The organism is Micromonospora sp. LZ37, assembly GCF_059359015.1.
This window is the reverse complement of sequence record NZ_JCADBL010000002.1, coordinates 139,075-164,923: the sequence shown is the minus strand read 5'-3', so window position 1 is coordinate 164,923 and position 25,849 is coordinate 139,075. Positions and strand designations below refer to the sequence as shown.

Here is a 25,849-nt window from a genome sequence, read left to right as displayed (position 1 = left end):
GGAAAAGCGTGCGGAGCTGATGGGCCGTCTGGGGGTGCACTTCGCCCGGGTGGAGCCGTTCGCCCAGGCCGGCAAATACGTGCGTGCGCTGCTCAGTGACCTGCCGCGCAAGAATCGCTGGACCCTGGCCGAGTACGCCGGGGACGCCACCCCGGAGCGGATGCAGCGGCTGTTGGAGCGCGCGTCGTGGGACACCCTGGCGGCGATGGGCACGGTGCGACTTCGTCGCCGAGCACCTCGCCGACGACGGACTCGCGGTGCTGGTGCTGGACGAGAGCGGGGATGAGAAGAGCGGCACCGCGACCTGCGGGGTCAAGCGGCAGTACGTCGGCGGCGTCGGCAAGGTCGCCAACGCGGTGAACTCGTCAACGCCACCTACAGGACGCCGCGCGGGCACGTCCTGATTGGGTCGCGGGTGTACGTTCCGGCTGAGCAGTTGGCCGACGAGGCCACCCGCACTGCGATGGGTATCCCGGCCGAGCTGGTGTTTCAGAACGAACCGCAGCTCGGCGCGGAGCTGCTCACCGACGTGGTGGACGCCGGCGTGCGCCTCAACTGGTGCATCGCGGATGCGGTCTACGGCCGCGACCGCGGCCTGCGGGCAACCTGTGAGCAGCGCGGGATCGGCTACAGCCTCGGCGTTCCGTGCTCATTCACGATCCGCCTGCCGTTGGGCACGAGCCTGCGTGCCGACGCCGTGCTGAAGATTCTGTCCGCCCGGGCCGGGCAGGTCGCCTCGTGCGGGCCCGGCTCGAAGGGCGAGCGCCGCTACGCCAGGGCCTGGCTGGCCACGGCCGGCGACCGGCACTTCCTGCTCGTGCGTCGCAGCCTGCACAAACCGGCCGAGCTGGCCTACTTCTACTGCTATGTGCCCGAGCACATCCCGGCCACCCTGGGCGTGCTGGTCGCCGTGACCGGCCGGCGCTGGACCATCGAGGAGGATCACGAGTTCGGCGTGGACCAGTTCGGGTTCGACCAGTCCCAGGTCCGCCGCTACACGCCGATCATGCGGCACATCGTGCTGGTCATGGCCGCCCTCGCAGTCTGCGCCGTCGCCGCCGCCGACGCCCGGGCCCGCATCGGGCCCCCACCCGTCTCGGCCAGCCCGACCGACCCGCCACCGGGTGACCTCGCCGTCCTCCCCCTGACCGTCGTCGAGATCAAGGAACTGTCGAAGATGGCCACCAGAATCTGGCGATGCACCAGCCATTACCTGCACTGGTCGTGGTGGCGCCGCCGCCACCAAGCTCGCGCCCGCTGGTACCACCACCGAACCCGACTCACGATCAAGTCACGAAGTACGGCTGCCCTACGGGGCACCCCCTCTGGCGAACGCGTTAAGGGGTCGTACAGCGAGCGTCTTCACTCTTCAGACAGCCGGGCGGCGCTGGATCGCCCGACCTACAAGGAGGTTGTACATGTCTGTGGAGAATGCCGACGAGACTCTGGCCAAGCTGACCGGCATCGACTCGGAGGAGCTGCAGAAGTTCCTCGAGGAGAAGTCCGGCATCGCGCCGGACGAGGAGGCTCAGGGCTCGGTCATGGCGGCCGCGGCGTCCATCGCGTGTCACTGCTGATCGACACCGTTTCATGGGCGATCTGACTGAGACGACCGCCCAGCATGACACGGGCGTGGAGGCGTACGTGCGTCTGCGAATGATGGGCGTGCACGTCGCTCACCATGTCGGTGGCAAGCGGGTACGCGGTGGGGACCGGCCCAATCGGGCGGAGCTTCACCGCGTACTCGCGGGGCTGGGCCTCCTCCGAGGTGACGTCACCGACGTGTGCTGGTACACCGCGCGCCGGCCGGTGGCCCGTGTCGAGTTCTCCACGGGTGAGCCCGTGGTGCTCAAGTGGCGTGACCCGGCGGAGCCCGACAACGACAACGAGATGTGGGCGTTGTCCATGCTGCGCGGTGTGCCGTTGCCGTCCACGCTGGAGGCGGCGCTGCCCCGAGTGCTGGCCTCGGCCCCCGACGGCCGGGTGCACGCCTTCGAGTACGTGGCCGGCGCGGACCCCTGGGTCCGCGCCGAGATGACTCCGGAGCACCTGAGCACGCTGGCGCGGTGCCTGGCCGAGCTGCACACGCTGCCGGTCACCGGTCCGCCCGACCGCCGGCTGCGCTTCCCGTTCCCGTCGCTGGCCCGGCTCACCCCGGCCGAGTACGCCCGCGGCTACGGCGCCGACTTCGACGACTACACCGCCGCGATGCAGGCGATCGACAGCGAGCTGGGCGAGTTGCGCGACGCCTGGACGTCCGACGCGTACGTGCACTTCGATCTGCGCGACGACAACGTTCTGCTGGGCGCGGACTCGAGGTTGGCGCTGCTCGACTGGGAGACGGCCGGCTTCGGCGACCCCTGCCACGACGTCGGCTCGGTGATCGGCCAGTTGCTCGCGCACCATGCACCGGCGCTGCGGACCGGCGCCGACCCGAAAGCCCTGGACCGAGCTCTGGGCTCCGCCGGTCGCTTCCTCCACGCGTACGGCGAACGGGCCGGCGCGGACCCGGCGGCGATGCGCCGCAGCCTTCGCTTCGCCGGGGTGTTCCTGCTGCTCAACTGCCTCGGCAGGCTGGAGAAGGTGGGGTCGCTGGGCCGGATCGGCCACCTCTACCTGTTGATCGGCAGCAACCTCGTCCGCCGACCGGAACCGGCGCTGACCGCAGCGCTGGCGGGAGCAGGCGCATGACCGACTACCGAGACGCGTACCGGCGGATCTGCGCCGAGATCGACATCGTCAGCGAGGTCGAGTTCCGGCACGCCGTCCTGGGTGCCCTGGAGCCGACCCGGGAGATCGACCCGGAGCCGGGTCTGCCGGTGCTGTCGCATCTGTGGCGATTCCTGTACCTGTACTACTACGCCGCGGATGTCGCCGCGGCGACCGTTCTGATCAACGGTTCCCGCACCGTGATCGGCATCGCCGACCGCGAGGACAGCGAGTTCGCCGACCGGCTCAGCCACGCCAATCCCGGGCGTGGTTACGCCGAGCCGGGATGGCGAGTGATCCGCGTCGGCCCGGAGGAGTCGCTGGTCCGCCGGGACGGCCTCACCCTGACCGTGACGACCGGCGAGGTCGAGCCGGCCGGCGTCCCGCTGCGGGTGAACGACGAGGTCGCGGTTCGGTTCCCGGCCGAACGCCGGTACTCCAACCCGGGCTGGTACGTCGCCATCGGGGAGGCCGGTCTGCGCCGGATCAGCGAGCCCATGGTGCGCCTCTACTACTCGCTGGGCGACCCGGACTCGGCGCCCGAGCTGTTGCACGCGACGGCCGGCCTGCTCAACGAGCATGGCGTCCCGTTCCACATCAAGGTCGTCAACGACCCGGCCGCCTTCGACCGTAACGACCCGGTCGTGCTGTACCTGGCTGCGCAGGACTGGACGGCCATGCGGCCCCGCCTGGAACAGCTCCACCGGCGGTTCCGGCACACGCTGCGCGACCGCAGACCGTGCTTCGCCCGGCGCCTCGGCCTCGGCTGGTCGATGGCCGCGGAACCGGCCGAGGCCAGCGCGCGAGGACTCAGCTTCGGCCAGCAGCGCTGCATCCTGGTCGCCGAGGGCCTGGTGGAAGCCTGGTCGACCGGGCTGCACTCGGTCGACGCGCGCCAGGCCACGGTGCTCGACCGCCTGGTCCGGGCCGGAGTGGACCCGGATCGGCCGTACCTGGACGCCCAGCCGGCCGGGGTGGGTGCCGGATGACCGCCGAGGTTCGCCGATTGCCGGGACCGTTCGCCACCCGGGTCTGTGCACGCGCCGATGCCGGGTACGCCTGGCGCGAGGAACGCAGGCCCCGGCTCACCGAACTGCGGGACGCGCCGGAGCTGGCAGCGCTGGCACCGGTGCTGCCGGCCACCGGCGGCTGCGTCGCCGTGCTCCCGCGTTCCGACGGCGACGACCTGGCGTGGTCGCCCGTGCCCACGCCGATGCTGGCCGTCGACGTCGTGTTCGGGCCGGGCGAGGTCGACGCCGCCACGTTCCGCGCGCTCGGCGCCTTCCTGGCCGAGTTGCACGCGGCGCCGATCCCGCCGGGGCTGGCCGTACCCCGGACCGTCCGGCCCGCCGACCCCGCCCTGCGCACCGCACGGGCCGAAGCCCGGCGCCGGCTGGGCGGCACGGCCGACGATCCCGAGCCGCCGGTCGGTGCCGCCGTGCTCACCCACGGCCGGTTCTCCCTGGGCCAGATCGCGTGGGGCCCAGTCCCGGCGGTGATGGGCTGGCGCGAGGCCGGGCCGGCTCCGGCGCTCACCGACGTCGACCTGGTGCTTAGCGAGCTGGCCGAGGCGGACGCCGTACGCCCCGGTGGCCGGGCCGCCCTCGCCGCGGCCTTCCTCGCCGGGTACGGCCCCGCCGGTCTGCCGGATCGCGACGGCCTCGCCACCCGCCTGCGCGGCCGGGTCCTGGACCACCTCGCCCTGCGCGCCGCGGTCACCGGCGACCCGCGCGGGCCGTCCGCCCTGTTCGAGCTGGTGCAGGCCCGGCTCGACGGCTTCTGCGCCGAGGTCCTACGCGCCTCGGCGCTGTCGGAGGGAGTAACCGATGTCCGATGACCGGGTCGGCGAGCTGTTGCGCGATCTGTGCGTCACGATCGGTGTCTGCGGCTCCATCTCGGCGGTCGCGGTGCCGCACATCGCGTTGTGGCTGAAGGGGACGCTCGGCGTCGCGCGGATCGACCTCGTCGTCACGGAGTCCGCGGCGCGGCTCGTCGGTCTGCCGGTGCTGGAGGCGAGTGTGGATGGCCGGGTCTTCACCGAGTACGCCACCGCCAGCGACAATCGGGTCACCCACGTGACCGTGGCGGAGCGCGCCGATGTCCTGATCGTGCTTCCGGCGACCGCGAACTTCCTCGGCAAGGCTGCCCACGGCATCGCCGACGACCTGTTGACGACGACCCTCCTTGCCGTGCAGTGCCCCGTCGTGGTCGTGCCGGTGATGAACGAGGTCATGTGGGCCAAGCCCGCCGTGCGGCGCAACGTGGCGGCGCTCCGCGAGGACGGCTACGACGTGGTCGAACCTGCCGAGGGCCTGTCGCTCGCGACCGGCAGGCGTGAGGTCGGCTCGATGGGCGACTACCGCCCCGTGATCGTGAAGGCCCTGACCCGGGCGCTGGCCGTGGGCGCGTCCCGGACGGACGAAGGAGGATCATCGTGGCGGCATTGACCGCGGACACCACCCTGTACCGGGTGCCGGAACTGGTGCTGGAGGTCGACACCAGCAACCTGACCAAGATCTATCAGGCCGGCCGGGTCATCAAGGTCGGCCACGACGCACTCGCCCTGCTCGACATCCTGCACGTGCCGCGGACGGTCGCCGAGACCGTCGCTCTCGCTCAGGACCGGTGCCGGGGGGTACGCGCGTCGCGGCAGTTGCTGACCACCCTGTCGGAGCTGGTCACCAGCGGGGTCCTGCGGCGCCAGCCGGTGGTCGGCTTCAGTACGGCCACGTGGCCGGCCGGGGGCTACGACGCGGCGTACCCGCACCTGCGGATCCTGGACGACACGGCCCGCAAGGGCGCCTTCGTCGAGGCGGTACGCCGGACCGTACGCCCGGGCGACACCGTGCTGGACCTGGGAACCGGATCGGGCATCCTAGCGATCGCCGCCGCGCAGGCGGGCGCCGCCCAGGTCTACGCCGTCGAGCCGGCCGGCATGGTGCACCTGGCTGAGCGGGTCGCGCAGGCCAACGGTGTGGCCGACCGGATCAGCTTCATCAAGGGCTGGTCGACCCAGCTCGACGTGCCGCCCGCCGACGTGCTGACCACGGACATCGTTGGCAACGAGCCGCTCGACATGATGATCTGGGAGACGATCCAGGATGCCCGGCAGCGGTTGCTGAAGCCGGACGCGCGGCTCATGCCGCAGGGCTTCACCGCCCTGGCCCGCCTCGTCGACCTGCCGGATCGGGTCCGTTGGGACCACCGGCCGCACCCGGAGCAGGTGGCGGCGTGGCAGGCGGCGTACGGCATCGACTTCGCCCCCATCGCGGAGTTCGACACTCGCGGGTCGATCGGCTTCTACGACCGTCCGGAGAACGTGCAGAAGTGGCCGGTCCGCTCGGCGCCGGAGATGTTGTACCAGGTGGACCTGAGCAAGGACGTGCACGACCTGGCCACCGTGCGGACCTTGCGCGTGACCGAGTCCGGCGACTGCTCCGGCGTGGTCGTCTACTTCCAGGCCCAACTCGGCCCGGGCACCACATTCTCCAGTGCGCCCTGGCAGGGCGGGGAACGCAGCCACTGGTACACGGCGGTCTGGGCGCTGCCCGAGCCGCTGACGCTCGAACCGGGCGACGAGGTTGACATCAGCTATGCGTACCGCGGCGACGGCAGCTCCAAGCTGGAGCTTGCCGACGTCCGGCGCGGGGGCGAGGAGGCGAGATGAAGTTGCGCAGCAGCATCCCGAAGGTGCACGGGGTCGGACCGCACCGGGAGTTCACTACGGAGGAGACCTATCGGCGGATCGAGCCGCACATCGCGCGGGTCGGTATCAGCCGCGTCGCCGACATCACCGGCCTCGACCGGATCGGCATCCCGGTCTACAACGCGATCGCGCCGCACTCCAACGACGTCATCTCGGTCTACAACGGCAAGGGCGCGACGCCGCTGGACGCGAAGACCTCCGCCATCATGGAGGCCGTCGAGCGGTACGCCGCGGCGTTGCCGCTGCGGCCGGTGGTCGTCGCGTCGTACCCGGAACTGGCCGCGCAGGGCCGCAAGGCGCTCGACCCCCGCGACCACAACATTGAGCTGTACGAGCGCTACCACCTCGACCTGCCGATGTCGTGGGTGGAGTCCTGGGACCTGCTCAACGAGGAGACCGTGCTGGTCCCGCAGTACCTCGGCGGGTATCACACGTTCTTCCACGAGGTGCCCTGCTACCCGATCTCGACCACCAACGGCATCGCGTCGGGCAACTCGCTGGAGGAGGCGACCTGCCACGCGCTGTGCGAGCTGATCGAGCGCGACGACTGGACGATGGCGGAGATCGTCAGCAATCGGTTCAGCCGGGCCATCGAAACCGGCCGGCTCGGCCTGCCGCCGTCCCGCGAGCTGGCCATGCGGTTCCAGGAGATGCACGCCAGCATCGACCTCGACACGCTGCCCGACCGGGCGCAGCGGTACGCCCGGATGTTCCTCGACGCCGGCGTCGGGATCCACCTGAAGAACATCACCTCCGAGACCGGCATCCCCAGCGTGCTCGCGGTGGTCTCCGAGGAGCTGGGCGACACGTTCTCCCGCAGCCACCAGGGCATCGGCACCCACCCGGACGCCGAGGTGGCGGTGGTCCGTGCGATCACCGAGGCCGCGCAGAGCCGGGTCGTCGACATGCAGGCGATGCGCGAGGACATCTCGCTGCCGGACGAGGACGTGCCGCGCTGGGCGTTGCACACCAAGCGCAGCTCCCGGTTCAACCCGGAGGCGTGGGCACACCGCGCGTCCGGTGACCGGATGACCTTCGCCGACCTGCCCAGTCATCCCAGCGCCGACGTCATGACCGACCTCAACCTGATGCTCGACCGGCTGCGGGCACGCGGACTGAACCGGGTCCTCGTGGTGGACCTGTCGCCGCCGGAGATCCCGGCCGGCGTCGTCCGGGTTATCGTGCCCGGCCTGGAGTCTTGGGCCATCGACCGCTCGAAGATCGGCCCCCGGGCGACAGCGCAGTGGCGGTTCGCAGTGGGCGAGCTGCGCAACTTGATCAAGACCGAACCCGAACTCCTCGCGACCCCGGCAGGTGTGTGACATGAGCGCGTCCACCGTCGCCTTCCTCGGACCCAGCCTGAGCCAGGCCCGCGCGGCCGAACTGCTGCCGGACGCGGAGTACCTCCCGCCGATCCGGCGCGGCGACATCAATGCCTTGATGGAACGGGACACCCCGCCGGACCGGATCGCCATCATCGACGGCTGCTTCCTCCACGCCATGTCGATCTCCCCCAAGGAGGTGATCAAGGCGATGAACAAGGGTGTCCGCTGCTACGGCTCGTCCAGCATGGGCGCGCTGCGTGCCACCGAGCTGCACCGCTGGGGCATGGTCGGCGTCGGCGAGGTCTTCGAGATGTACCACAGCGGTGAGGTCGACGCCGACGACGAGGTGGCGATCACCTTCGACCCGGACAGCCTGCGCGCGCTGTGCACACCGATGGTCAACTTCCGGGTGGCGGTGCGGGTGCTGGTGGCCCGCGGGCTGATGGACCAGGCGTTCGGCGCTCGCTTCCTGAAGATCGCCAAGGCGCTCTACTTCCCGGATCGTACGCCCCGAGCGGTGTTCCACGCGCTGGCCGCCGAATTCGACGAGGACGTCGTGGAGCGGCACCGCCGGGCGTACGACGAGCACGCGCCGGATGCCAAGGGCGACGACGCCGTACAGCTCCTGACCCTGCTCCGGGCGGAGAGCGGCGCCGAGCCGGGCGGCGCCGCGGCGCCGGCGTTCGCCGGGAGCGCGGCATGACCGCCGCGCTCAGCGATGTCCGGGACGCCTTCGACCGGGACGGGTACCTGTTCCCGAACGACGCCCTCACGCCGGCGGCGACCGCCGAGGTCCTCGCCCGGTTCCGGGCGTACGACGAGGAGGAGCTCCGGGCCGGTGGCATGCGCGCCATGTTCCGCCTGTTCCCGAAGATCCACCTGGCGGCGTCCTGGGCCGACGAGCTGATCCGGCACCCGGCGATCCTCCGGAGGGTCACCGAGCTGCTCGGGCCCGACCTGCTGGTCTGGTCGACGAACGTCTTCGTGCGCGAGGCGCACAGCGGCGACCGGCTGGCCTGGCACCAGGACGCCCTGCACTACGAACTAGACGGGTTCCAGGAGCGGGCGGTGCGCGTGTGGCTGGCGCTGACCGACACCATTCTGGACAACGGCACCATGCACTTCGCCCCGGGCACCCACCGGGACGGCCTGGTGGCGCACCGTACCGAGGCGGACCCGGAGCTGATCAAGTCGGTCGGTCTCGAGGTGAGCATCGACATCGACGAGTCGCAGGCGAGGCCGGTGCTGCTGAAGGCGGGCCAGTTCTCCATGCACCACATGGCCGTGGCGCACGCTTCCGGGCCGAACGTGACGGACGCCGCCCGGGTCAACTTCGCCATCGACTACCTAGCCCCGTCGGTGGCGCCGGTGCGCGGCACGGACACCGCGATGCTCGTCGCCGGCGAGGACCGGTACGGCAACTTCGAGCTGGAACAATGTCTCCCGATAGGGTCCGCCGCCGCGGTCGCGCAGTGGGAGCGGTCGGTCGGGGTGCGGATGCGCCGGTTCGGCGCGCCGTAACGATCTCGCTGCGAGCCGGCCGGTCAGCATGGAGGTCCCGCCCGGACCTTCGCTGATCGGCCGGCACGTGGTGTTCGCCGTCGGATACGGCCGGCAGTCGTCAGCCCGTGAAGACCGTCGCGAGGTGGGCGTGCAGGGTCGCGACCGCCATGTCCGGCTCGTAGTGCCCGGTCAGCAGGTAGTTGTTCAGCCCGTCGACGAGCGCGAGCAGGCCGGTTGCGGCGAGATCGGGGTCGAGCCCGGGATCGGCCTGGCCGGCCTGCTGGGCGGCGCGGATCAGGTCCCCCACGGACGCCAGCATCGTCCGGATGTCGGCCCGCAGCGTGGACGCGACGTCGGGGCGCACCGCCATGTAGGACAGGAATGCGAGCGCCACGCGACCGTCGGCGCGGCGGGCGTCGTCGAGCGCCAGCATCTCGAGCAGGGTCGTCCGCAGCAGGTCGTGGGGTGTGGGATCCTCGCCGAGCGCCGTCACCGCCGCCGACACCCGGCCGGCGACACTCCGCTGCACCTCGGCCAGGGCGAACGTCATCATCTCGTCCTTGGTGCGGAAGTAGTGCTGGACCGTCCCGGCCGACAGGCCGGCCTCGTCCGCCACGTGACGCAGGCTGATCTGTTCCAGACCCATCTCGCTCGCCACCCGCTTGAGGGCGTCGGTGATGATCAACCGCCGCTCGTTGTGGTCGACCTTCTTCGGCATAGCGAGAAAGTAGCAGCGTAAGGGAGTTGTAAGGGCCGTAGGGCATGATTATAATTCAGTCGTATGACGAAGCAGTGGGTCCGCTGGCTTCCCTTCGTGGTCGTCGCCGTTCAAGCCACGCTGTACCTCACCGGGGTGCTGACGCTTGCCGAGGCCGCGATCCTGCTGGTGGTGCTGGAGGCGCTGCTGGCGGTGGTGGTCGCCGGCGAGTTCATGTTGCTGATCCGGGCCTACCGTCGGTCGCACCAGGCCGGCGCCAACCGGGCCCGGGCTTTCAGCGATGCCCTCGAAGCGGTCCTGCCCCGGCCGGTGGCGTTCCTGGTGCGGCAGGAGTTCCTGATGCTCGGCGCGCTCATCGCCGGCATCCGCCGCCGCCGGGACGCTGCGCCAGGTGACCGGCTCCTGACATACGGCGGGCGGCTGCGCGGCATCCTCGGAGTCATGATCGGAATCTCGATCGTCGAACTGGCCATCGTCGAGTTCCTGGTGCCCTGGGCGTGGCTGCGCTGGACCCTTCTCGTCCTGGGCGTCTACGGCCTCATCTGGGTGCTGGGATACGCCGCGTCGGCGTACACCCGGCCGCACCTGCTCAGCGCCGAATGCCTCCGGCTACGCCTGCAGGTCTTCGCTGACATCTCCGTGCCGCTCGGCACGCTGAGCCAGGTCGGCGGTGGCGGCATCGCCTCGCACGACGGCGGCGTCGAGGCTGGCGACGGCAAACTTGCGGTGCCGGTCCTCGGGATCACGAACATGTCGCTCACCTTCACCGAACCCGTCGAAGTGGACTGCGGCAAGGCGGGGCGGCACGCGGTGCGCAACGTCCGCTTCTACGCGGACGACCCGGCGTCGGCCACCGCGGCCATTCGCGAGTCGGCGCTGAAGGCCGCGACCTGACGCCCATCCCGACCACGTCTTGTGCAAGGAATCAATCGAAGGGGGCGGACATGGCTGGAAGACAGCGCTTCAAGTCGTTCCTGCGGTGGTTGCCGTTCATCGTCATCATCGCGGAACTGGTGCTGCTGTACGCCGGCCTGATCAGCCTGGCCCAGGCCGCGATCCTCATCGTCATCCTGGAGATATGCCTCGTCGGCATCGTCATCGCCGAGTTGGCGGCCATGCGGCTGGCCTTCCGGAAGGCACGCCGGAGCGGGGCGACACGGCCGCAGGCGGTCCTGATCGCGATCGACGCCTGCCTCCCTCCTCCCTTGGCCTTCGTCATCAAGCAGGAGTTGCAGGTCTTCATGGTGTTGCCGCAACTTCTGCGCAGACGCCGCCAGGAAGAGGGGTTCACCCCCATCTCCTGCACGGGAATCACCAAGACGGTCTCGCTCGCCATCCTCGCCGTCGCTGGACCGGGATGCGTGCTCTCCCTGTTCGTCGGTGGTCCGGGATGGCTCCGCTGGGTGCTCTTCGGGGGCTCGATCTACCTGGCGCTCTACGCGATCGGCATGTGGACGCTCTACTCCACGTACGGGCATCTCGTCGGTGCGGAGACGCTGCGTGTCCGGCACGGTGCCACGATCGACATCGCGCTTCCGATCCGGCGTATCGCGGACGTGTCCCACGCGGAAGGGGCCGTGGCGAAGAAGATCATCATCGCGGAGGGGGAGCCGCTGGTCGTCAGCACGTTCGGGAAGACGAACGTGGACGTGACGTTCGACGGCCCCGTGCGCGTGGAGGCCTTCGGCCACGATCCCGTCGAGGTGCGTCAGGTGCGGTTCTTCGCTGACGAGCCCGACGCGTGCGTCTCGCTGATCAGGCAGTAGGCGGAGCTGACGGGCCCGCGTGTCGCATGACGTCGGCCGCGAGGGAGCTGGGCAGGACCAGTCCCGGCTCCGGGTAGAGGCCGTCCCGGACGGAGCGCTCGGGGGCGGGGGAGTGTGAGCAGGCCGAGCACGAATCCGAGCCGGCTTCAGCGCGAATCCATCAGCCATGAGTCAGCGCCGAAGCGCGGTCTCGTTCTCAACGGTCAGGGACACGCTCGTCTTCGGTCTCCGTTCGTGCCTGGAGAAAGTTCGGCGACCGTACGCCGGGGACGATCCAGCTGTCCCGGACCAGCCTCGAGCGGACCATGGCGTACGGCAGGCGCCCGTAGCCACCGTCCCCCCAGCCGGTGCCCCAGCTGTTCTGGAACAGGAAGACCTCAGCGGTGTCGTCGTAGCCGCACAACAGGACCACGTGCCTGCCGATCAGGGGCTCATCGGGCTCCGGCAGCACGACGTCGCCGGTGTCGAACGAGTGGACGATGCTCGGATGGAGCGGGATCTCCATCGAGACGGGCAGGCCCGCCGCGAGCGCGGTCCGCAGGGCGGTGAAATAGAAGGAGCAGGCTGGCAGGCCGCAGTCGAGCCGGTGGAAGCCGGGTGCCCTCCAGGTCCGCGCCTCGTCCAAGCACGAGGCGGGCGGGTCCGTGTCGAGGAGGTCCGGCGCGAAGGGCCAGAGGTGATCGGGGACCAGGCCGTATATGCGCCACGCGTGCAGAGCGTGGCTCAACGTCGATCCGAACCGGTTCGGGCGCCCGCCGTACCGCCGTGATGTGCGGTAGTTGAACAGGATCGACGCGGTGCGCCGCCGCCCGTGCCGGCGGCGCTCCAGGTACCCCGCGAGCCCGGCGACGACCACGGCGGTGCACAGCGGCAGGGTCCTCGCGAGGTCGACGACCTCGGGCAGCCACGCCCGCAGCTCCGTTCGCGGCGGCAGACGATGAACCCACCCCGTATCAGCGGAATCAGGCCAGACCAGCGACTGTGCGTCGGCCAGGAGCGCCCGGCGGGTGCCGGCCGCCGCACAGTCGGGCTCGGCCCGGTGCTGACCGGGAGGGGGTGACGCGTCCACCAAGGCCCTAGGCCCGCGTACGCGAGCGGGAAAGGCCGGCCATGTCCAGGCGCAGCCGCTTGTCGTACATCGACGCCAGCCCTGCCCGAAGCTCCACGATGACCTCCATGTCGGGTGAGATGTCCATGCGTATGCGCCCCCAGCCGGACCGCCAGGCAGCCAGGACGGGCCGTCGGCCTTCCGCTGGAACAGTCGGCGCTCCAGACCAGCAGATCAGGACCGGTCACGCTGCAACGTCGGAGAATAGCGGTGCAGCGAGAGGAAACCGCCAGGGCGGTCCACGAGCCCGGTTCCCCGGCCCGACGACGTCAGCGCCGATCGGCCTGGGGCGGGCGACGGCGTGATGACGGCCGCCCGAGAACCCTCCGCACCTGCTCGGAGAGGTCCGGGGTAGCAGTCGCGGCGGGCACCACGGCCCCCACGTAACGGTCGGGGCGGACGATGAGCACCGCCGGTTCGCGCAGCTTCCAGGCTCTGGGCGGCTCGGTGACACGAACGACGGGCAGGCCGGTCCTGTCGGGTGCGGCGACGTCTCCGCACAGCACCAACGCCGCCCGGCCGCGGAGGGAATCGCTGAGCCGGCTCCCGTCCGCGACCCGGGGGTCGCTCAATCTGGTGCGGACCAGCGGATGGTCGCCGATGAAGAGACGGGACGCGGAGGACGGATACGACGAGTTCAGCATGGACATGCTGCGGGCCATGCCGGTTCTGATCGACGGGAACGCCATCGCCATGGCGAGAGCACGCACCGCAGTCTTCTTTGCCCAGCCCGGCGCCGACAGCTCGGCCCTGGTGCCCTTGTCGATGTGCCGAGCGATCTGGTCGGCCATCAGGCTGTGGCGCTCTTCGTGGTAGCTGTCCAGGAGCAGGTCCGCGTTCCCCCCACGGTCCAGCACCTCGGCGAGCTTCCACCCGAGGTTCTCCGCGTCGCCGAACCCCGCGTTGAGCCCCTGCCCGCCGATCGGACTGATGAGGTGCGCGGCGTCACCGGCGAGCAGCACCCTTCCAATTCGGTACTCCCGGGCGATGCGGCGATGCAGACGGAACCTGCTCTCCCAGGCCGACGTGGAGGAGACGTCCCCGAACAACTGCTTCAGCCAGCGCTGCCTGACGTCGAGACTCGGCTCCTCGACCCTCGACGGCAGGCTGCCCATCATCCGCCAGTCGTGTTCACCGAACCGAATGCCGACCAGGAATCCGGGCTCGTCCAGCGCGAACCGCACCCAGCCGTCGGGTGCGGGTGAGATCCGCTCGTCCGACAGCAGCATCTGGGCGTCGTGCGTATCGCCTTCCAGGAAGACCCCGAGGCTCTTGCGGACGGTGCTGTGGGCCCCGTCGGTGCCGACGACGTATTCGGCGCGCATTGTCCAGGTGCGCGAGTCGTGCTCCAGGGTCACCGTCACCTCGTCGGGATCCTGTTCGACGGCCACGCACGTCGCCGTGATCTGGCTGATCAGCGGCTCGGCCTCGGCATGCGCCCGCATGACCTGCTCCGCCCGGTTCTGCGGGCACATCAGCGTGCCGGCCACGGGGGAGACCTCGTCCAGTCCCTCGAAACCCAGCGAGAAGAAACGGCGGCCGGTGCGCGCATCAATGGGCTCCAACCGGTCCATGAAAGTCCCGGCCTGGACGAGGCCCTCGAGCAGACCTAAATCGCGGAAAGTTTCCAGTGGCCGGGCCCAGAAATTCAGGGAACGAGACTCGCGTTCCGCCTCCGGCGCCTGCTCGACGATCGAGCTTTTCACGCCGTGGTGTGCCAGCAGAAGAGCCAGCATCAACCCGACCGGCCCTCCGCCGACAATGATAACTGGAACGCGGTTTTCGTTCGCCATCTCAGGCTCCTTTGATGACTGCCGCACGACTGCTACAGTCGGGCATCGCGATCGTCGGCGAGCTTATTCACGGCCACTCTACCCCGAGGAAAGGAACAGCTTCATGGAAGACGAGATGCTCGAAAGCCAGTTCCAGATGGCTCCGCTGTTGTTCGGTTATGTGCCCTCGCGTATCGTAACCGCCGCCGTGCGATTGGGCGTGCCTGACACTCTCGCGAACGGGCCGAAGCCCGTGTCCGAGATCGCCGTGGAACTCGCGTGCCACCAGGATTCGATGCGGCGGCTGCTGCGCTCGCTGGTCGTTCTGGGAATTGTCGAACAGCCCCGTCCCGAGGTCTTCGGCCTCAGCGACTTCGGCAGGTATCTGGCTGCCGACGTAGCGGGGTCCATGGGGGCGCATGCCGTCATGGCGGGCTCGCCAGAGATGTGGAAGGCCTGGGGTGGGGTCGAGGAGGCGGTCCGAACTGGCCGTGAGGCATTCAAAACCGTCAACGGCAAGGGCCTCTTCGACCACCTGCGTGAGAACACCGAGGAGATGAAGGATTTCCAAGGTGTGATGGCCAGGAATACCGCGATGATTCTGCCCGCCATCGTCAGTGGCCTCGATTTCAGCCGGGAGCGCGTCGTCGTCGACGTCGGCGGCGGGAACGGAACTCATCTCTCCGGCATTCTCCAGGCGAACCCGAACCTGCGCGGCGTGCTTTTCGACCTTCCCGGTGCCATCGCTCAGGCCCGGGTGGTTCTTGCCGAGGCCGGTGTCGCCGACCGTTGTGAGGTCAAGGAGGGTGATTTCTTCTCCGCCATTCCGGAGAGCGAGGGCGTGTTCATCCTCAAGAACACCCTGAACGACTGGGACGACGAGGCGTCGACCACGATTATCCGGAACTGCAGGAAAGCGCTCGGCGACCGGCCGGGGAAACTCCTCATCATTGCCGCGCCCGTACCGGAGGGCGATCTCTCGGAAGAACACGCGAACTCCGTGATCGCGGACTTCGAAATGCTCATCACCACCGGCGGGAGGGAACGCAGCGTGAAGGAGTACGAGCAGCTCCTGACCGCCTGCGGGTTCCGCCTGGCCGAGGTGATCCCGCTCGATTTCCCCCAGTACGCCGTGATCGAGGCGACGCCCGTCTGATCGCCGCCGCGAGGCGCGCTCGCCCGGCCCTGCCCGTGTCGTGCGTGGCCACCTGGACCGCGAGGTGGGGAGTGTCCCGCCAGCGGGACACTCCCCACCTCGTCGCCCTCTGTTCCCTCGCCGGGTCTCGCGAGGAGCCGCCGGTTTCCCCAGTCCACGGACCGGCCGGACCTCGGGCCCGCCAAGGTTTCGCTCCGCAGTCAAGGAGACCCCTGTGATCCCCTCGCGATCCCGGCATCTTTCGCCGCTCGTCGTCGTCCTGGGAGCCTCGGGCCTGATCGGCTCCGCGGTGACGGCCGCCTTGGCCGGCGGGCCGGTTCGGCTGCGAGTGGTCGCCCGCCGGCCGAACACCTGGGCGAAGCCGTACCCAGGAGTGGAGGCCATCGCAGCGGACCTCACCCGAGTCGGCAGTGCGGCGGAGGTGGTCGCGGGTGCCGACGCGGTGATCAACTTGGTGAAGCACGACGGTGACTGGCGAGCCGCGGACGAGAACCCGGCCAGCGAGCGGGCCAACGTCGGGGTTCTGAGCGAGGTGGTCGAGGCGCTGAGTGCGGATTCCCGCCGTGCTTCCCCGCCCATCGTCGTCTACAGCGGCACCACGTCCCAAGCCGGCATCCCGCCCGAACGTCCCCTGGACGGCAGCGAGCCCGACAGTCCCGTGACGACGTACGACCGGCAGAAGGTGGCTGCCGAGCAGCTCTTGAAGCATGCTGCGGAGAACGGCGTGGTGCGGGGAATCAGCCTGCGCCTGCCCACCGTGTTCGGCCAGGGCCGTACGCCCGGATCCGCCGTGCGGGGCGTGGTGGCGGTGATGGCGCGACGGGCCCTGGACGGCCGGCCGTTGACCATGTGGCACGACGGGACCGTCCTGCGCGAACTCGTGCACACGACCGACGTGGCACAGGCTTTCGTGGCGTCGCTGGAACACGCGGACCGCCTGACCGGCCGTCACTGGCTGATCGGTTCCGACCGGAGTGTACCGCTGGGCGGGCTATTTTCCATGATCGCCGACGAGGCCGCGAAACTGGTCGGGGGAACGCCCGTGCCGGTGGTCACCGTGGAAGCTCCCGTCGACGCCCCCATCATCGACTTCAAAAGCGTGACGATCGACTCTTCGCCCTTCAGAACGGCAACCGGTTGGAAACCGATGCTGCCGTTGCGCAAGGCCGTTGCGCGAACCGTCGCCGAGGTCCACCATTTCACCCACCGGACACCGCTGGAAGAAGGCCCATGTACGGAGCGCAGTTCGCAGCCATCTACGATCACGTCTACCAATCGCGCGGAAAAGACTACGCCGAGGAGGCGAAGTACATAACCACGTCCATCCGCGAGCGCAGTCCGCAGGCGGCCTCGCTGCTGGACGTCGGCTGCGGCACCGGCGCGCATCTGGCCGGCTTCCGGACCGCTTTCGACCATGTCGAAGGGCTGGAACTGGCCGAAGACATGCTCCGGATCGCCGGTGACCGCCTCCCCGGAATCGCGTTGCACCAAGGGGACATGCGTTCCTTCGACCTAGGCCGGGAGTTCGATGCCCTGGTGTGCCTTTTCGGCTCTGTCGGGCATGTGGACACGTGCGAGGAACTGGAAGCGACAATGGCCTGCTTCGCGCGTCACCTGGTCGCCGGCGGTGTCCTCGCCCTCGAACCCTGGTGGTTCTCCGAGACCTACCTGGACGGCTACGTCTCCGGCGACGTCATCACCCTGGAACGGCGCACCATCGCCCGCGTCTCCCACACCCGTCGGGAGGGGACCGGGTCACGAATGGAGGTGCACTACGTGGTCGCTGACCAGGAGACGGGTATCCAGCACTTCACCGAAACCTACAGCCACCGCCTCTTCAGTCGGGCCGAATACACCGAGGCGCTGGAGAAGAGCGGTTTCACGATCGAGTACGTCCAGGGGGTCCTCGGAAACCGCGGGCTTTTCCTGGGGATCCGGCAGAACTAGAGAAGCGGCGGTCTCCGCGAGAACCAGGGCTGTTGCGAAGCCCTGACCGTGGTGGCGGTTGTTCGATGTATCTTCGGACGCAAGGAAGCTCCTGGTGACTGGTGGGTCACGACCAAATCACTCGCACCAACAGGAGCTTCGTTGTGCCGCAGGCAGCAGCTCGGCCGTGCATCTGCTGGCGGCGATGACGAATGATGGGCAGATCGTCGGCCAGCTGCGGGCTCCGGACAAGACGAACGAGATCACTTGCCTCGCTGATCTGCTCCGATGCATCGCACACGTAGCATGGTCACGCCTCGTCCCTCGTCGAGGAGCGGAACGCTGGACGCTGCAACAGCGTTGCCTTCCGCGTCAGTTCAGTTCGGGCGGCCCGTTTGTTCCGCACCGGGTTTGATGAACACATTGATGTTCCCCGGGTTTCGCGGAGCCGCAGCCCTTCCGCGGCCATCGTCGCGATGGCCGCGTACCGGCCTTTTGGGGGCACCGCCTCCTTCAGCAACTCCGCGGCCCGAGGGTGGATCGCCAGCTCGGTCTCCAACTCGACGATGCGCCGCCGTGCGGCCACCAGCTCGGCCTGGTCGCTGGAGGTGATGCCGGGCAGCTGGCCGGTGCCGATGAGCTCTTGCCGGCGCCACGTGTAGATGGTCTGGTCGCTGATGCCCAGATCGCGGACCAGTTCGGCGACGGTACGGCCGGCCTTGAGCAGATCGAGGACCTTGCGGCGGAACTCGGGCGGGCATCTCCTCGGCACGTCTCTCCTCAACGAGCGACGAGCCTGACGAGTCGACCAACCCGCCTCCACCGTATCCAGGGAACATCAAACGGATCCGTGACCGCCAACGCGCGAAGGAGTTCCTCGCCTTCCTCAAGACCCTGCGCCACCGCTGGCCCGGCGAAGCGCTGTACCTGATCCTGGACAACTTCTGACCGCACAAGCATCCGAGCGTGCGGGGTCTGGTGCCAGGCCAACGCCGTGGAACTGGTGTTCCTGCCGACCTGCAGATCCTGGCTGAACTGGATCGAGGCCGAGTTCGCAGCCCTGCGCTACTTCGCCCTCAACGGCACCGACCACCGCTCCCACGCCGAACAGGACGCCGCGATCGGCGACTACATCCGCTGGCACAACCAGCGCGCGAAACCGAAGACCGGGTTCGCGACCAACTCCAAGATCCGGCACCTGGACTACCTGTTCAAGGCCGCATGACGAGGCACTAATCACCCGAAACCTCATCGGGAGTCGCGCTCGTCCTGCAACTCGTCTCCTGTCCAGTTCTACACGCGGACGAAACTGCTCAAGTCGGAACAACGCCGGGGCCGTGCCCGCCGGCCCGTCGACCAGACTCTGCTCAATGATGGGTTCCGTCGTCATCCTGGCGTCTCTCTCGAAGGTGGAGAACGCCGTTGGTTCCCTTGTGGACGACGTCGCATTTCGATACGGTCAGTTGGCGAGGCAACAGAACAGACGGGGGTCATTCTGGTGAGTTGTAGGTGCTTGCTTCGTCAAAGGTGCTTCCTGCCGGCGATCCAGTGTGCCAGGCATCCTGGCCGAAATCCCGGCCGGAGTGGTTGCAAGCAACGCCGCTGACAAGAACCTGTCGCAACACTTCTGGCCGCGCCGACGTATGCCTCAGGCCCTGTTGTCGCGGCTACTTCATGCGTTGCGTTCAAAATAAGGTTCGGGCATGTTCTCATGCTGCCTGTAGGCCGTCCAGGGAAATCGGCCAATCATCGACCCTTCCTGCATGGCATTCTGGGTTTGTCGATTTCCTCCGACAGAAAGGTGTTGGCGAATGTCAGAAAAGAGGAATTGCGGTTGAGTCTGTTGGACAGGAGGGACTGGACTGATTCTGCGCCGGCCGATCCGGATGCCAACGGTAGGACAGCGAGGCTCGCTCGATCCTCGGATTCGCGGATCTCCCTGGACGATCGCACAATGACCAGGAGGACGAGCCTGTGCATTCCCGAGGGGACGTCGCTCGACGCCTGGCGGCGGCTCGGCCGGCAGATCTTCGTCATCTCCGACTCCTCGGTCTGGTGGCTGGGCGACTGGCTCGTCTACGGGCAGACGCAGTTCCCCGATCGGTACAAGCGCGCCATTGCGGAGACGTCACTGGATTACCAGACCCTGCGCAACTACGCCTGGGTGGCGCGGCAGGTCAGCCCTGCGCGACGCCGGGAGAAACTCAGCTTCCAGCACCACGCCGAGGTGGCGAGCCTGTCCGAGGCCGAGCAGGAGGAATGGCTCTGCCGGACCGAGAAGAACGGCTGGTCCCGCAACGAATTACGCCGGCGGATCCGGGCGGGTCGTCAACCCGCCGAGGTGAACGCGGTCGCCTCCATTCAGATGAACGTGGTGAACGACCGGAAGCGTCGGTGGCAGGAAGCCGCCGAGAACGCGGAGCAAGACCTGATCCCGTGGATGGTCAGCGTCCTTGACGCCGCCGCGGCCGCCACCCTCGAAGCCGCTCGCCGGCCGGGCGAGACGGAGGACGGCTCGGATCTGGTCCGGAGTCTCGAATACTGACCGTGGAAGGCTGGCATGCCGCAACTCGTCTGGGACTACTTGCCGGAGTACGAAAAGGAACGCCAGGACATCCTCGACGCGGTGGACACAGTGTTCCGCTCGGGGCGGCTGATCCTCGGGCGGAGCGTGCGCGAGTTCGAGCGCTCGTTCGCCGATTACCACGGCGTACGGCACGGCGTGGGGGTGGACAACGGCACCAACGCCCTCGTGCTGGGGCTCCGGGCACTCGGCGTCGGACCCGGTGACGAGGTCGTCACGGTGTCGAACACCGCCGCCCCCACCGTGGTGGCGATCGACGCCGTCGGCGCGACCCCCGTGTTCGTCGACGTCCACGAGGACACGTATCTGATGGACACGAGCCAGATTCAGATCACCTCACGAACCCGCTGCCTGCTCCCGGTGCACCTGTACGGACAGTGCGTCGACATGGCCCCGCTGGAGAAGCTGGCGGCCCAGCACGGGCTGGCCGTCCTGGAGGACTGCGCCCAGGCACACGGCGCACGCAGGCACGGTCGCATCGCCGGATCGTTCGGCGACGCCGCCGCCTTCTCCTTCTATCCCACGAAGGTGCTCGGGGCGTACGGCGACGCGGGGGCGATCATCACCGATCGGCCAGAGGTGGATGAGGCCCTTCGCCGCCTCCGCTACTACGGAATGGAGGAGCGCTACTTCGTCGTGGCCACACCCGGCCACAACAGCCGGTTGGACGAGGTCCAGGCCGAGATCCTGCGGCGCAAGCTGGACCGGCTCGACGGGTACATCGCAGGACGGCGCGCGGTGGCCGAGCGCTACGCCGAGGGGCTGGCGGACACGGGCCTCACCCTGCCCGCCATCGCTGAAGGCAACGACCACGCGTACTACCTCTACGTCGTCAGGCACCCGAAACGCGACACCATCCTGGCCAAGCTCAAGGAACGAGGTATCGCGCTCACCGTCAGCTACCCATGGCCGGTGCACACCATGACCGGGTTCGCCCACCTGGGCTACGCCAAGGGATCACTTCCGGTCACCGAGCGGCTGGCAGGGGAGATCTTCTCACTCCCGATGTACCCGTCTCTGTCCGTCGCCGCCCAGAACCACGTGATCGAGGTTCTCCGTGACGTCCTGGCCGGACTGTGAGCGGGTTCTGGGCTTGGTGGGCCGCGCGGCGCAGGGCCGGCTCCTTCCGGGTCGACCGGATCCCGTTCGCCGACCTGGACCGCTGGCGCTTCGAACCGGACACCGGCAACCTTACGCACGACAGCGGGCGGTTCTTCCGGGTGGTGGGGCTGCGGGTCGACGACGGGGAGGGACCCGCGTGGTGCCGCCCCGTAGTCGACCAGCCGGAGCACGGCATCCTCGGAATCCTGGTCCGCGACGTCGACGGGGTCAGGCAGGTACTGCTGCAGGCCAAGATGGAGCCGGGGAACGCCGGGCTGCTCCAGCTCTCGCCGACCGTGCAGGCGACGTGGAGCAACTATACGCGCGTCCACGGCGGGCGCGGTCCCCACTACCTGGAGTACTTCACCGAGCCCCAGGGCGAGGTCCTGGTGGACGAACTCCAGTCCGAGCAGGGCTCCTGGTGCTGGCACAAGCACAACCGGAACATGGTCGTGCGGGTGACCGGGGACGTGCCCGCGCACCCGGATTTCCGGTGGCTGCCGCTCTCCGCCGTACGCGACCTGCTGCATGTCGACGATCTGGTCAACATGGACACGCGGACCGTCCTCGCCGGGCTGACTCCCGCCGAGCCGCAGCCCGCCGACGACGTGCTGGCCTGGCTGGAGGACGAGCGAGCCCGGTGCAGGTGGAAAGCGGAGCTGGTCCCGCTGTCCGCCGCCGCCGAGCGGAGTGATGCCAAGATCGCCGTGCGGGGGCGCCCGGAGTTCACGATGATCGCCGTCCAGGTGGAGGCCGGCAATCGGGAGGTCACCCGCTGGACCCAGCCCCTGCTGTCTCCGCGTGGCATCGGCCTGTCCGTGCTCCTCGTGCGCGATTTGGAGGGACAGGCCCGCTTCCTGGTCCGGGCCCGGCCGGAGCCCGGCCTGGTCGACCGCGTGGAGATTGGCCCGACTGTGCAGGTCGCGCCGGGCGAGCGGGCCTCCGTCAGACGCGAGCCGTACCTGCGGGACGCGCTCACCCGCGACCCGGGCCGGGTCCGTCATGACGTGCTGCTGTCGGAGGAGGGCGGCCGCTTCTACCGCGCGCGGACCCGCTACCGGGTCGTCGAGGTCGACCACGGTTTCCCCGCCCACGCCCCGCGCGACTTCCGCTGGGTGACGGCCGGCCAGCTGGCCGAGCTGGTACGGCGCGGCCGACTCCTCAACATCGAGGCACGCACCCTTCTGGCCTGCGTGCTCACCTGATCGGAAGGGGTAGACAGATGAAGTTCCGTCCGCTCACCGTGGCTGGGGCGTTCGAGTTCACGCCAGAGCGGTTTACCGACCGGCGGGGCGTCTTCGTGTCCCCCTTTCAGGAGGCCGCGTTCACGGAGGCGGTCGGGCATCCGCTGTTTCCCGTGGCCCAGAGCAACCACAGCGAGTCGCGGCGGGGGGTGGTACGAGGGATCCACTTCACGCTGACCCCGCCGGGGACGGCGAAGTACGTGTACTGCGCGCGCGGCGCCTCGTTGGACATCCTGGTGGACATCCGGGTCGGGTCTCCGACCTTCGGGCGCTGGGACGCCGTGCTCCTCGACCCGGTGTCGTACCGCGCGGTTTACGTTCCCGTGGGCGTCGGGCATGCCTTCATCGCCCAGGAGGACCACACGGTAATGTCCTACCTGCTGTCGGGAGCCTATGAGCCTGCGCACGAACTCGCCATCTCCGTGCTGGACCCGGAGCTGGGTCTTCCCCTGCCCGACGACCCGATCATCTCCGACCGGGATCTGGTGGCTCCGACTCTCGCCCAGGCCGATGCCCTTCCCGACTACGCCGCCTGCCAGGCCATCGAGAGCTCCTTCTGACCCGTCGCGCTGAGCGGCGCCCTGCGCCGACCCCCTGTCTGACCCGAAAATCCAACCGTAAGTAGGCAGGCTGAAGGCACCCGGCGTAGCGCAGCGGAGCTGGGTGTGGGGTGGCGGTCAGATTATGGGTTCAGGCCGTCTCGGGTTCGACGATGACGGCTTTGCCGCCGTGGGTGACGATCTTTTGGCCGGTGATGGCCTGGAGGGCGGTGGCGAGGTTTGTCAAGCCCCGGGTTTGATGGAGAGTTGGTTAGCTGGTTCTCAGGGGTGCGGTGACAGCTGCTCGACCACGCTACGGGCTACCTCATCGCTGCTGGCGCGCTGGCCGCACTGGGTCGACGCGCCCGCACCGGCGACGCCACCCACGTCTTTGTGACCCTCGCCAGGACGGCACGATGGCTGCTCGACCAAGGCAGCAGGCCGGCCAGGCAGAGCGCGGGCGATGACCCGGAGCGCCAAGCCGACACCTACCGAACAGCACGCGGAAACGGGTGGAGCACCCACGCGCCCTCGTGGCTCAGGGGATAGAGCATCGGTTTCCTAAGACGGTGTGGGTAGGCGCTGGTGAGCAGCAGGGCGCCGGTGAGACCGTGAAGGGTCATCGCCACCCGGATGTCGCTGGCGATGCCGTCGCGTACCGCAGTCGAGGTCACTGCGGTGGCGAAGGGCAGCAGTCCGGTGCAGAAGAGGACCGCGAGGTTGAGCCAGCTCAGCGGCCAGTCGACGGAGTTGATACGTCCGAAGGGAACTCGCCACGGGAAGCGATCTTCTGCTGTGCGAGGCAGGCGAAGCCCGCGTACCACCGGACGGCCGCCCGCGGAGCCACCACACCCCGGAAGAGGCGGCAGACGTCGCCGGCCGGACCGGCGTGCGCGATCTGGTCCTCACCCACGTCGCTCCCGCGGTGTCCGCCGTCGAGGCCGTACGCCGCGCGTCGGCGGTGTTCTCCGGGCGGATCCGTGCGCCGGAGGAAGGGGTGACTGACCCGGTTGCCTGATCCGCCGCCTGCACGGCGCTTCTCAGTAGAGCGTGTCCCGGTACCGCTCGCCGTAGTACTCCTCGAGGTCGGCGAGAGACTCGTCCTGCCGCTCGAGCGTCTTGGCGATGACCGCCCGTGACGGCGCGGCATCCGGCGCCCAGGTCCGCTCGTCCCAGACGGAGGACCGCAGGAGGGCGCGCGAGCAATGATAGAAGACGTGCTCGATCTCGACCACGATGGCCAGGGCTGGCCGGTGTCCACGGAACGTCATCCGGTCGAAGAAGGGCGCGTCACGGACGATGCGCGCCCGGCCGTCGATCCTGAGCGCGTCACCGCGACCGGGTAGCAGGTACAGCGCTCCCAGATGAGGGTTGCTGAGGATGTTGAACAAGGTGTCGCCGCGCCGGTTGCCCGGTCGCTCGGGGATGGCGATGGTGGTGTCGTCGAGCACCAGTGTGAAACCGGGCGGGTCACCCTTGGGCGAGATGTCGCAGGTGCCGTCCGCGTTGGCGGACGCCAGCAGGCAGAGCGGCGACGCGGCGAGCCACTGCCGGTCCAGATCGTGCAGCCTGGGCCGGTCCTTCTCGCTGACTCGCCTCAGGGGAGCTCCCAGGATGGACCGCAGCTCGTCGGCGGACGTGACGTCGATGATGCTGGAGACGGACATGCCCCGGCCCTTCCCTTCGTCTTCCCTCGACGGTAGAGGGTCGGCCAGGTAGCTGCGGGGGCAGCAGGTCCCGATTTAGTCGATCACCTAATCGGATGGCGTCCACGTGAAGCGTCCATGGCTAGTCAAGGCGTGGAAGGTGTTGTCCTCACCCGGATCCGGAGGTGCGCGGCTCTCGCCAGCTGGCCGTCACCAGATAGGGTTGTGTTGATCCGGCAGTTCGAGTGATGTCGATCGGGCCGCCGGCGGCGGTTGCCGGCGTCGGCGTGGACGCAGCCTCACCTTTGCTTTATCAATCGGGGGATAGAACTTGAGTCACCGTGTCCAACTACGCCAGTCACAATCCACCACCGTGGATCGGGTGTACCTGTCCAGGGTGCATGCCGTAGCCCGCCGATCGGCACCGCGGAGCACCGCGGGCGCCATCGAGGAGACCATCGCGGATGCCTTCCGCCGCACCTGGCCGGAGGTGCGCAGAGCGTGCCTGACCGGCCGGTCTCTGAAGGAGACGACTCGTGCCGAGTTGCGGTCGGTCGCGCACCGGCTGGTTGATCTGGGGCTGTCCCGGTCGGCGATGATCGATCTCACTCGTGCCGTGGTGGTGGTGACCGAGCGGCAGGTCGCCGCGGTGGAGCAGAATCTGGATGCGACGCGTGCGCTGCGCTTCTCCAAGTACGCCCTGGTCGGGGTGCACGACGTGATCACCGCCCTGCTCGAGCCCGGCGCCGCCGCCGACGGCGGCTCGGACCCGGCCGGTCAGCCCGGTGGTGGCGACGACGTCTCACGGCTGGAGCGAGAGATCCTCCGCCGGCTCGCCTACGGCCAGTCGTCCTCGGAGATCGCCGGCGAGTTGCATTACAGCAAGCAGGCGGTCAGTTATCACCTGAGCCGTTTGCTCAACAAGTATCGGGTTCCTAATCGCACGGCACTGGTGGCAATGGCGTACGAGAATGGTCTGTTGCCGATCAGGGTAGGTTCCCGGCTGCGTGCCAGTTGATAAGCGATCGGCAATATTAGTAGGAAGT

At 68.8% G+C, this 25,849-nt stretch carries 26 protein-coding genes and 1 pseudogene; 22 read left to right on the top strand and 5 right to left on the bottom strand.

All coding sequences use genetic code 11. The annotated features are described in order from the left end of the window. The first annotated feature begins 19 nt into the window (after window positions 1-19). The 10 genes and pseudogenes from AC5L3Z_RS04855 (at window position 20) to AC5L3Z_RS04810 (ending at window position 9,261) form a co-directional block, all read left to right on the top strand. Entirely contained in the window at window positions 20-286 is a 267-nt protein-coding gene (locus tag AC5L3Z_RS04855) for a hypothetical protein (RefSeq protein ID WP_494839840.1), read from the top strand. Continuing rightward, window positions 258-1,603: pseudogene (locus tag AC5L3Z_RS04850) on the top strand (IS701 family transposase). Before AC5L3Z_RS04855 ends, AC5L3Z_RS04850 begins: the two are co-directional and overlap by 29 nt. Before the next feature lie 41 nt (window positions 1,604-1,644). Then, window positions 1,645-2,691: a phosphotransferase family protein gene (locus tag AC5L3Z_RS04845; protein ID WP_494839839.1), complete on the top strand. Its 1,047-nt coding sequence runs from the start codon at window positions 1,645-1,647 to the stop codon at window positions 2,689-2,691. Next, window positions 2,688-3,698: a T3SS effector HopA1 family protein gene (locus tag AC5L3Z_RS04840; protein ID WP_494839838.1), complete on the top strand. Its 1,011-nt coding sequence runs from the start codon at window positions 2,688-2,690 to the stop codon at window positions 3,696-3,698. The genes AC5L3Z_RS04845 and AC5L3Z_RS04840 overlap by 4 nt, the downstream gene beginning before the upstream one ends. Continuing rightward, entirely contained in the window at window positions 3,695-4,546 is an 852-nt protein-coding gene (locus AC5L3Z_RS04835; RefSeq protein ID WP_494839837.1) for a hypothetical protein, read from the top strand. The genes AC5L3Z_RS04840 and AC5L3Z_RS04835 overlap by 4 nt, the downstream gene beginning before the upstream one ends. Then, window positions 4,536-5,156 carry a flavoprotein gene (locus AC5L3Z_RS04830; RefSeq protein WP_494839835.1) on the top strand — a complete coding sequence of 207 codons (621 nt, stop codon included), beginning with the start codon at window positions 4,536-4,538 and terminating at the stop codon, window positions 5,154-5,156. The genes AC5L3Z_RS04835 and AC5L3Z_RS04830 overlap by 11 nt, the downstream gene beginning before the upstream one ends. Then, window positions 5,144-6,376 carry a 50S ribosomal protein L11 methyltransferase gene (locus AC5L3Z_RS04825; RefSeq protein WP_494839834.1) on the top strand — a complete coding sequence of 411 codons (1,233 nt, stop codon included), beginning with the start codon at window positions 5,144-5,146 and terminating at the stop codon, window positions 6,374-6,376. The genes AC5L3Z_RS04830 and AC5L3Z_RS04825 overlap by 13 nt, the downstream gene beginning before the upstream one ends. Further along, on the top strand, window positions 6,373-7,737 hold the full coding sequence (locus AC5L3Z_RS04820) for a YcaO-like family protein (RefSeq protein WP_494839832.1): 1,365 nt from the start codon (window positions 6,373-6,375) through the stop codon (window positions 7,735-7,737). The genes AC5L3Z_RS04825 and AC5L3Z_RS04820 overlap by 4 nt, the downstream gene beginning before the upstream one ends. 1 nt (window position 7,738) lies before the next feature. Further along, entirely contained in the window at window positions 7,739-8,443 is a 705-nt protein-coding gene (locus tag AC5L3Z_RS04815; protein ID WP_494839831.1) for a TfuA-like protein, read from the top strand. Beyond that, on the top strand, window positions 8,440-9,261 hold the full coding sequence (locus tag AC5L3Z_RS04810; protein WP_494839830.1) for a phytanoyl-CoA dioxygenase family protein: 822 nt from the start codon (window positions 8,440-8,442) through the stop codon (window positions 9,259-9,261). The genes AC5L3Z_RS04815 and AC5L3Z_RS04810 overlap by 4 nt, the downstream gene beginning before the upstream one ends. Before the next feature lie 100 nt (window positions 9,262-9,361). Here the strand turns inward: AC5L3Z_RS04810 and AC5L3Z_RS04805 are convergent, their stop codons facing one another. Next, the gene (locus AC5L3Z_RS04805) at window positions 9,362-9,961 is read right to left on the bottom strand and encodes a TetR/AcrR family transcriptional regulator (protein ID WP_494839828.1); all 600 of its coding nucleotides are present in this window, start codon (window positions 9,959-9,961) and stop codon (window positions 9,362-9,364) included. A gap of 63 nt (window positions 9,962-10,024) precedes the next feature. Between AC5L3Z_RS04805 and AC5L3Z_RS04800 the strand changes: the two genes are divergently transcribed. Together AC5L3Z_RS04800 and AC5L3Z_RS04795 are read left to right on the top strand one after the other, a co-directional pair. Continuing rightward, entirely contained in the window at window positions 10,025-10,855 is an 831-nt protein-coding gene (locus AC5L3Z_RS04800; RefSeq protein WP_494839827.1) for a hypothetical protein, read from the top strand. A gap of 89 nt (window positions 10,856-10,944) precedes the next feature. Further along, window positions 10,945-11,727, top strand: a complete 783-nt coding sequence (locus tag AC5L3Z_RS04795) for a hypothetical protein (protein ID WP_494839825.1) — start codon at window positions 10,945-10,947, stop codon at window positions 11,725-11,727. A 196-nt stretch (window positions 11,728-11,923) separates the two neighbouring features. Here AC5L3Z_RS04795 and AC5L3Z_RS04790 read toward each other — a convergent pair whose 3' ends face one another. Together AC5L3Z_RS04790 and AC5L3Z_RS04785 are read right to left on the bottom strand one after the other, a co-directional pair. Then, complete coding sequence (locus tag AC5L3Z_RS04790) at window positions 11,924-12,583, bottom strand: C1 family peptidase (RefSeq protein WP_494839823.1); 660 nt, start codon at window positions 12,581-12,583, stop codon at window positions 11,924-11,926. 521 nt (window positions 12,584-13,104) lie between these two features. Further along, window positions 13,105-14,628 carry an FAD-dependent monooxygenase gene (locus tag AC5L3Z_RS04785; RefSeq protein ID WP_494839822.1) on the bottom strand — a complete coding sequence of 508 codons (1,524 nt, stop codon included), beginning with the start codon at window positions 14,626-14,628 and terminating at the stop codon, window positions 13,105-13,107. Between the two features lie 103 nt (window positions 14,629-14,731). On the opposite strand from AC5L3Z_RS04785, the gene AC5L3Z_RS04780 reads away from it, so the two are divergent. From AC5L3Z_RS04780 to AC5L3Z_RS04770, 3 genes are all read left to right on the top strand, one after another. Further along, window positions 14,732-15,763, top strand: coding sequence for a methyltransferase (locus AC5L3Z_RS04780; RefSeq protein ID WP_494839820.1), 1,032 nt, complete (start codon window positions 14,732-14,734; stop codon window positions 15,761-15,763). A gap of 214 nt (window positions 15,764-15,977) precedes the next feature. After that, window positions 15,978-17,078 carry an NAD-dependent epimerase/dehydratase family protein gene (locus AC5L3Z_RS04775; protein ID WP_494839818.1) on the top strand — a complete coding sequence of 367 codons (1,101 nt, stop codon included), beginning with the start codon at window positions 15,978-15,980 and terminating at the stop codon, window positions 17,076-17,078. Continuing rightward, the gene (locus AC5L3Z_RS04770) at window positions 16,994-17,710 is read left to right on the top strand and encodes a class I SAM-dependent DNA methyltransferase (protein WP_494839816.1); all 717 of its coding nucleotides are present in this window, start codon (window positions 16,994-16,996) and stop codon (window positions 17,708-17,710) included. Before AC5L3Z_RS04775 ends, AC5L3Z_RS04770 begins: the two co-directional genes overlap by 85 nt. A 289-nt stretch (window positions 17,711-17,999) precedes the next feature. On the opposite strand, the gene AC5L3Z_RS04765 is transcribed toward AC5L3Z_RS04770, so the two are convergent. Continuing rightward, entirely contained in the window at window positions 18,000-18,512 is a 513-nt protein-coding gene (locus AC5L3Z_RS04765; RefSeq protein WP_494839814.1) for a transposase, read from the bottom strand. 180 nt (window positions 18,513-18,692) lie between these two features. Between AC5L3Z_RS04765 and AC5L3Z_RS04760 the strand changes: the two genes are divergently transcribed. From AC5L3Z_RS04760 to AC5L3Z_RS04735, 6 genes are all read left to right on the top strand, one after another. Beyond that, on the top strand, window positions 18,693-18,914 hold the full coding sequence (locus AC5L3Z_RS04760; protein WP_494840606.1) for a transposase: 222 nt from the start codon (window positions 18,693-18,695) through the stop codon (window positions 18,912-18,914). Between the two features lie 729 nt (window positions 18,915-19,643). Then, a complete protein-coding gene (locus AC5L3Z_RS04755) occupies window positions 19,644-20,234 on the top strand; it encodes an LmbU family transcriptional regulator (protein ID WP_494839813.1) in 591 nt (196 codons plus the stop codon). 15 nt (window positions 20,235-20,249) lie between these two features. Beyond that, window positions 20,250-21,353: a DegT/DnrJ/EryC1/StrS family aminotransferase gene (locus tag AC5L3Z_RS04750; protein WP_494839812.1), complete on the top strand. Its 1,104-nt coding sequence runs from the start codon at window positions 20,250-20,252 to the stop codon at window positions 21,351-21,353. After that, complete coding sequence (locus AC5L3Z_RS04745) at window positions 21,350-22,579, top strand: NDP-hexose 2,3-dehydratase family protein (protein ID WP_494839810.1); 1,230 nt, start codon at window positions 21,350-21,352, stop codon at window positions 22,577-22,579. Before AC5L3Z_RS04750 ends, AC5L3Z_RS04745 begins: the two co-directional genes overlap by 4 nt. A gap of 17 nt (window positions 22,580-22,596) precedes the next feature. Then, window positions 22,597-23,178 (top strand): dTDP-4-dehydrorhamnose 3,5-epimerase family protein, encoded by a 582-nt coding sequence (locus AC5L3Z_RS04740; protein ID WP_494839808.1) that lies wholly within the window; start codon window positions 22,597-22,599, stop codon window positions 23,176-23,178. A gap of 279 nt (window positions 23,179-23,457) precedes the next feature. Continuing rightward, window positions 23,458-23,706, top strand: coding sequence for a CoA transferase (locus AC5L3Z_RS04735; protein WP_494840605.1), 249 nt, complete (start codon window positions 23,458-23,460; stop codon window positions 23,704-23,706). A gap of 491 nt (window positions 23,707-24,197) precedes the next feature. Here the strand turns inward: AC5L3Z_RS04735 and AC5L3Z_RS04730 are convergent, their stop codons facing one another. Then, the gene (locus tag AC5L3Z_RS04730; RefSeq protein WP_494839807.1) at window positions 24,198-24,824 is read right to left on the bottom strand and encodes an MSMEG_1061 family FMN-dependent PPOX-type flavoprotein; all 627 of its coding nucleotides are present in this window, start codon (window positions 24,822-24,824) and stop codon (window positions 24,198-24,200) included. Between the two features lie 352 nt (window positions 24,825-25,176). Here AC5L3Z_RS04730 and AC5L3Z_RS04725 point away from each other — a divergent pair, with 352 nt between their 5' ends. Next, window positions 25,177-25,821, top strand: a complete 645-nt coding sequence (locus tag AC5L3Z_RS04725; protein ID WP_494839806.1) for a helix-turn-helix transcriptional regulator — start codon at window positions 25,177-25,179, stop codon at window positions 25,819-25,821. Window positions 25,822-25,849: the final 28 nt, after the last annotated feature.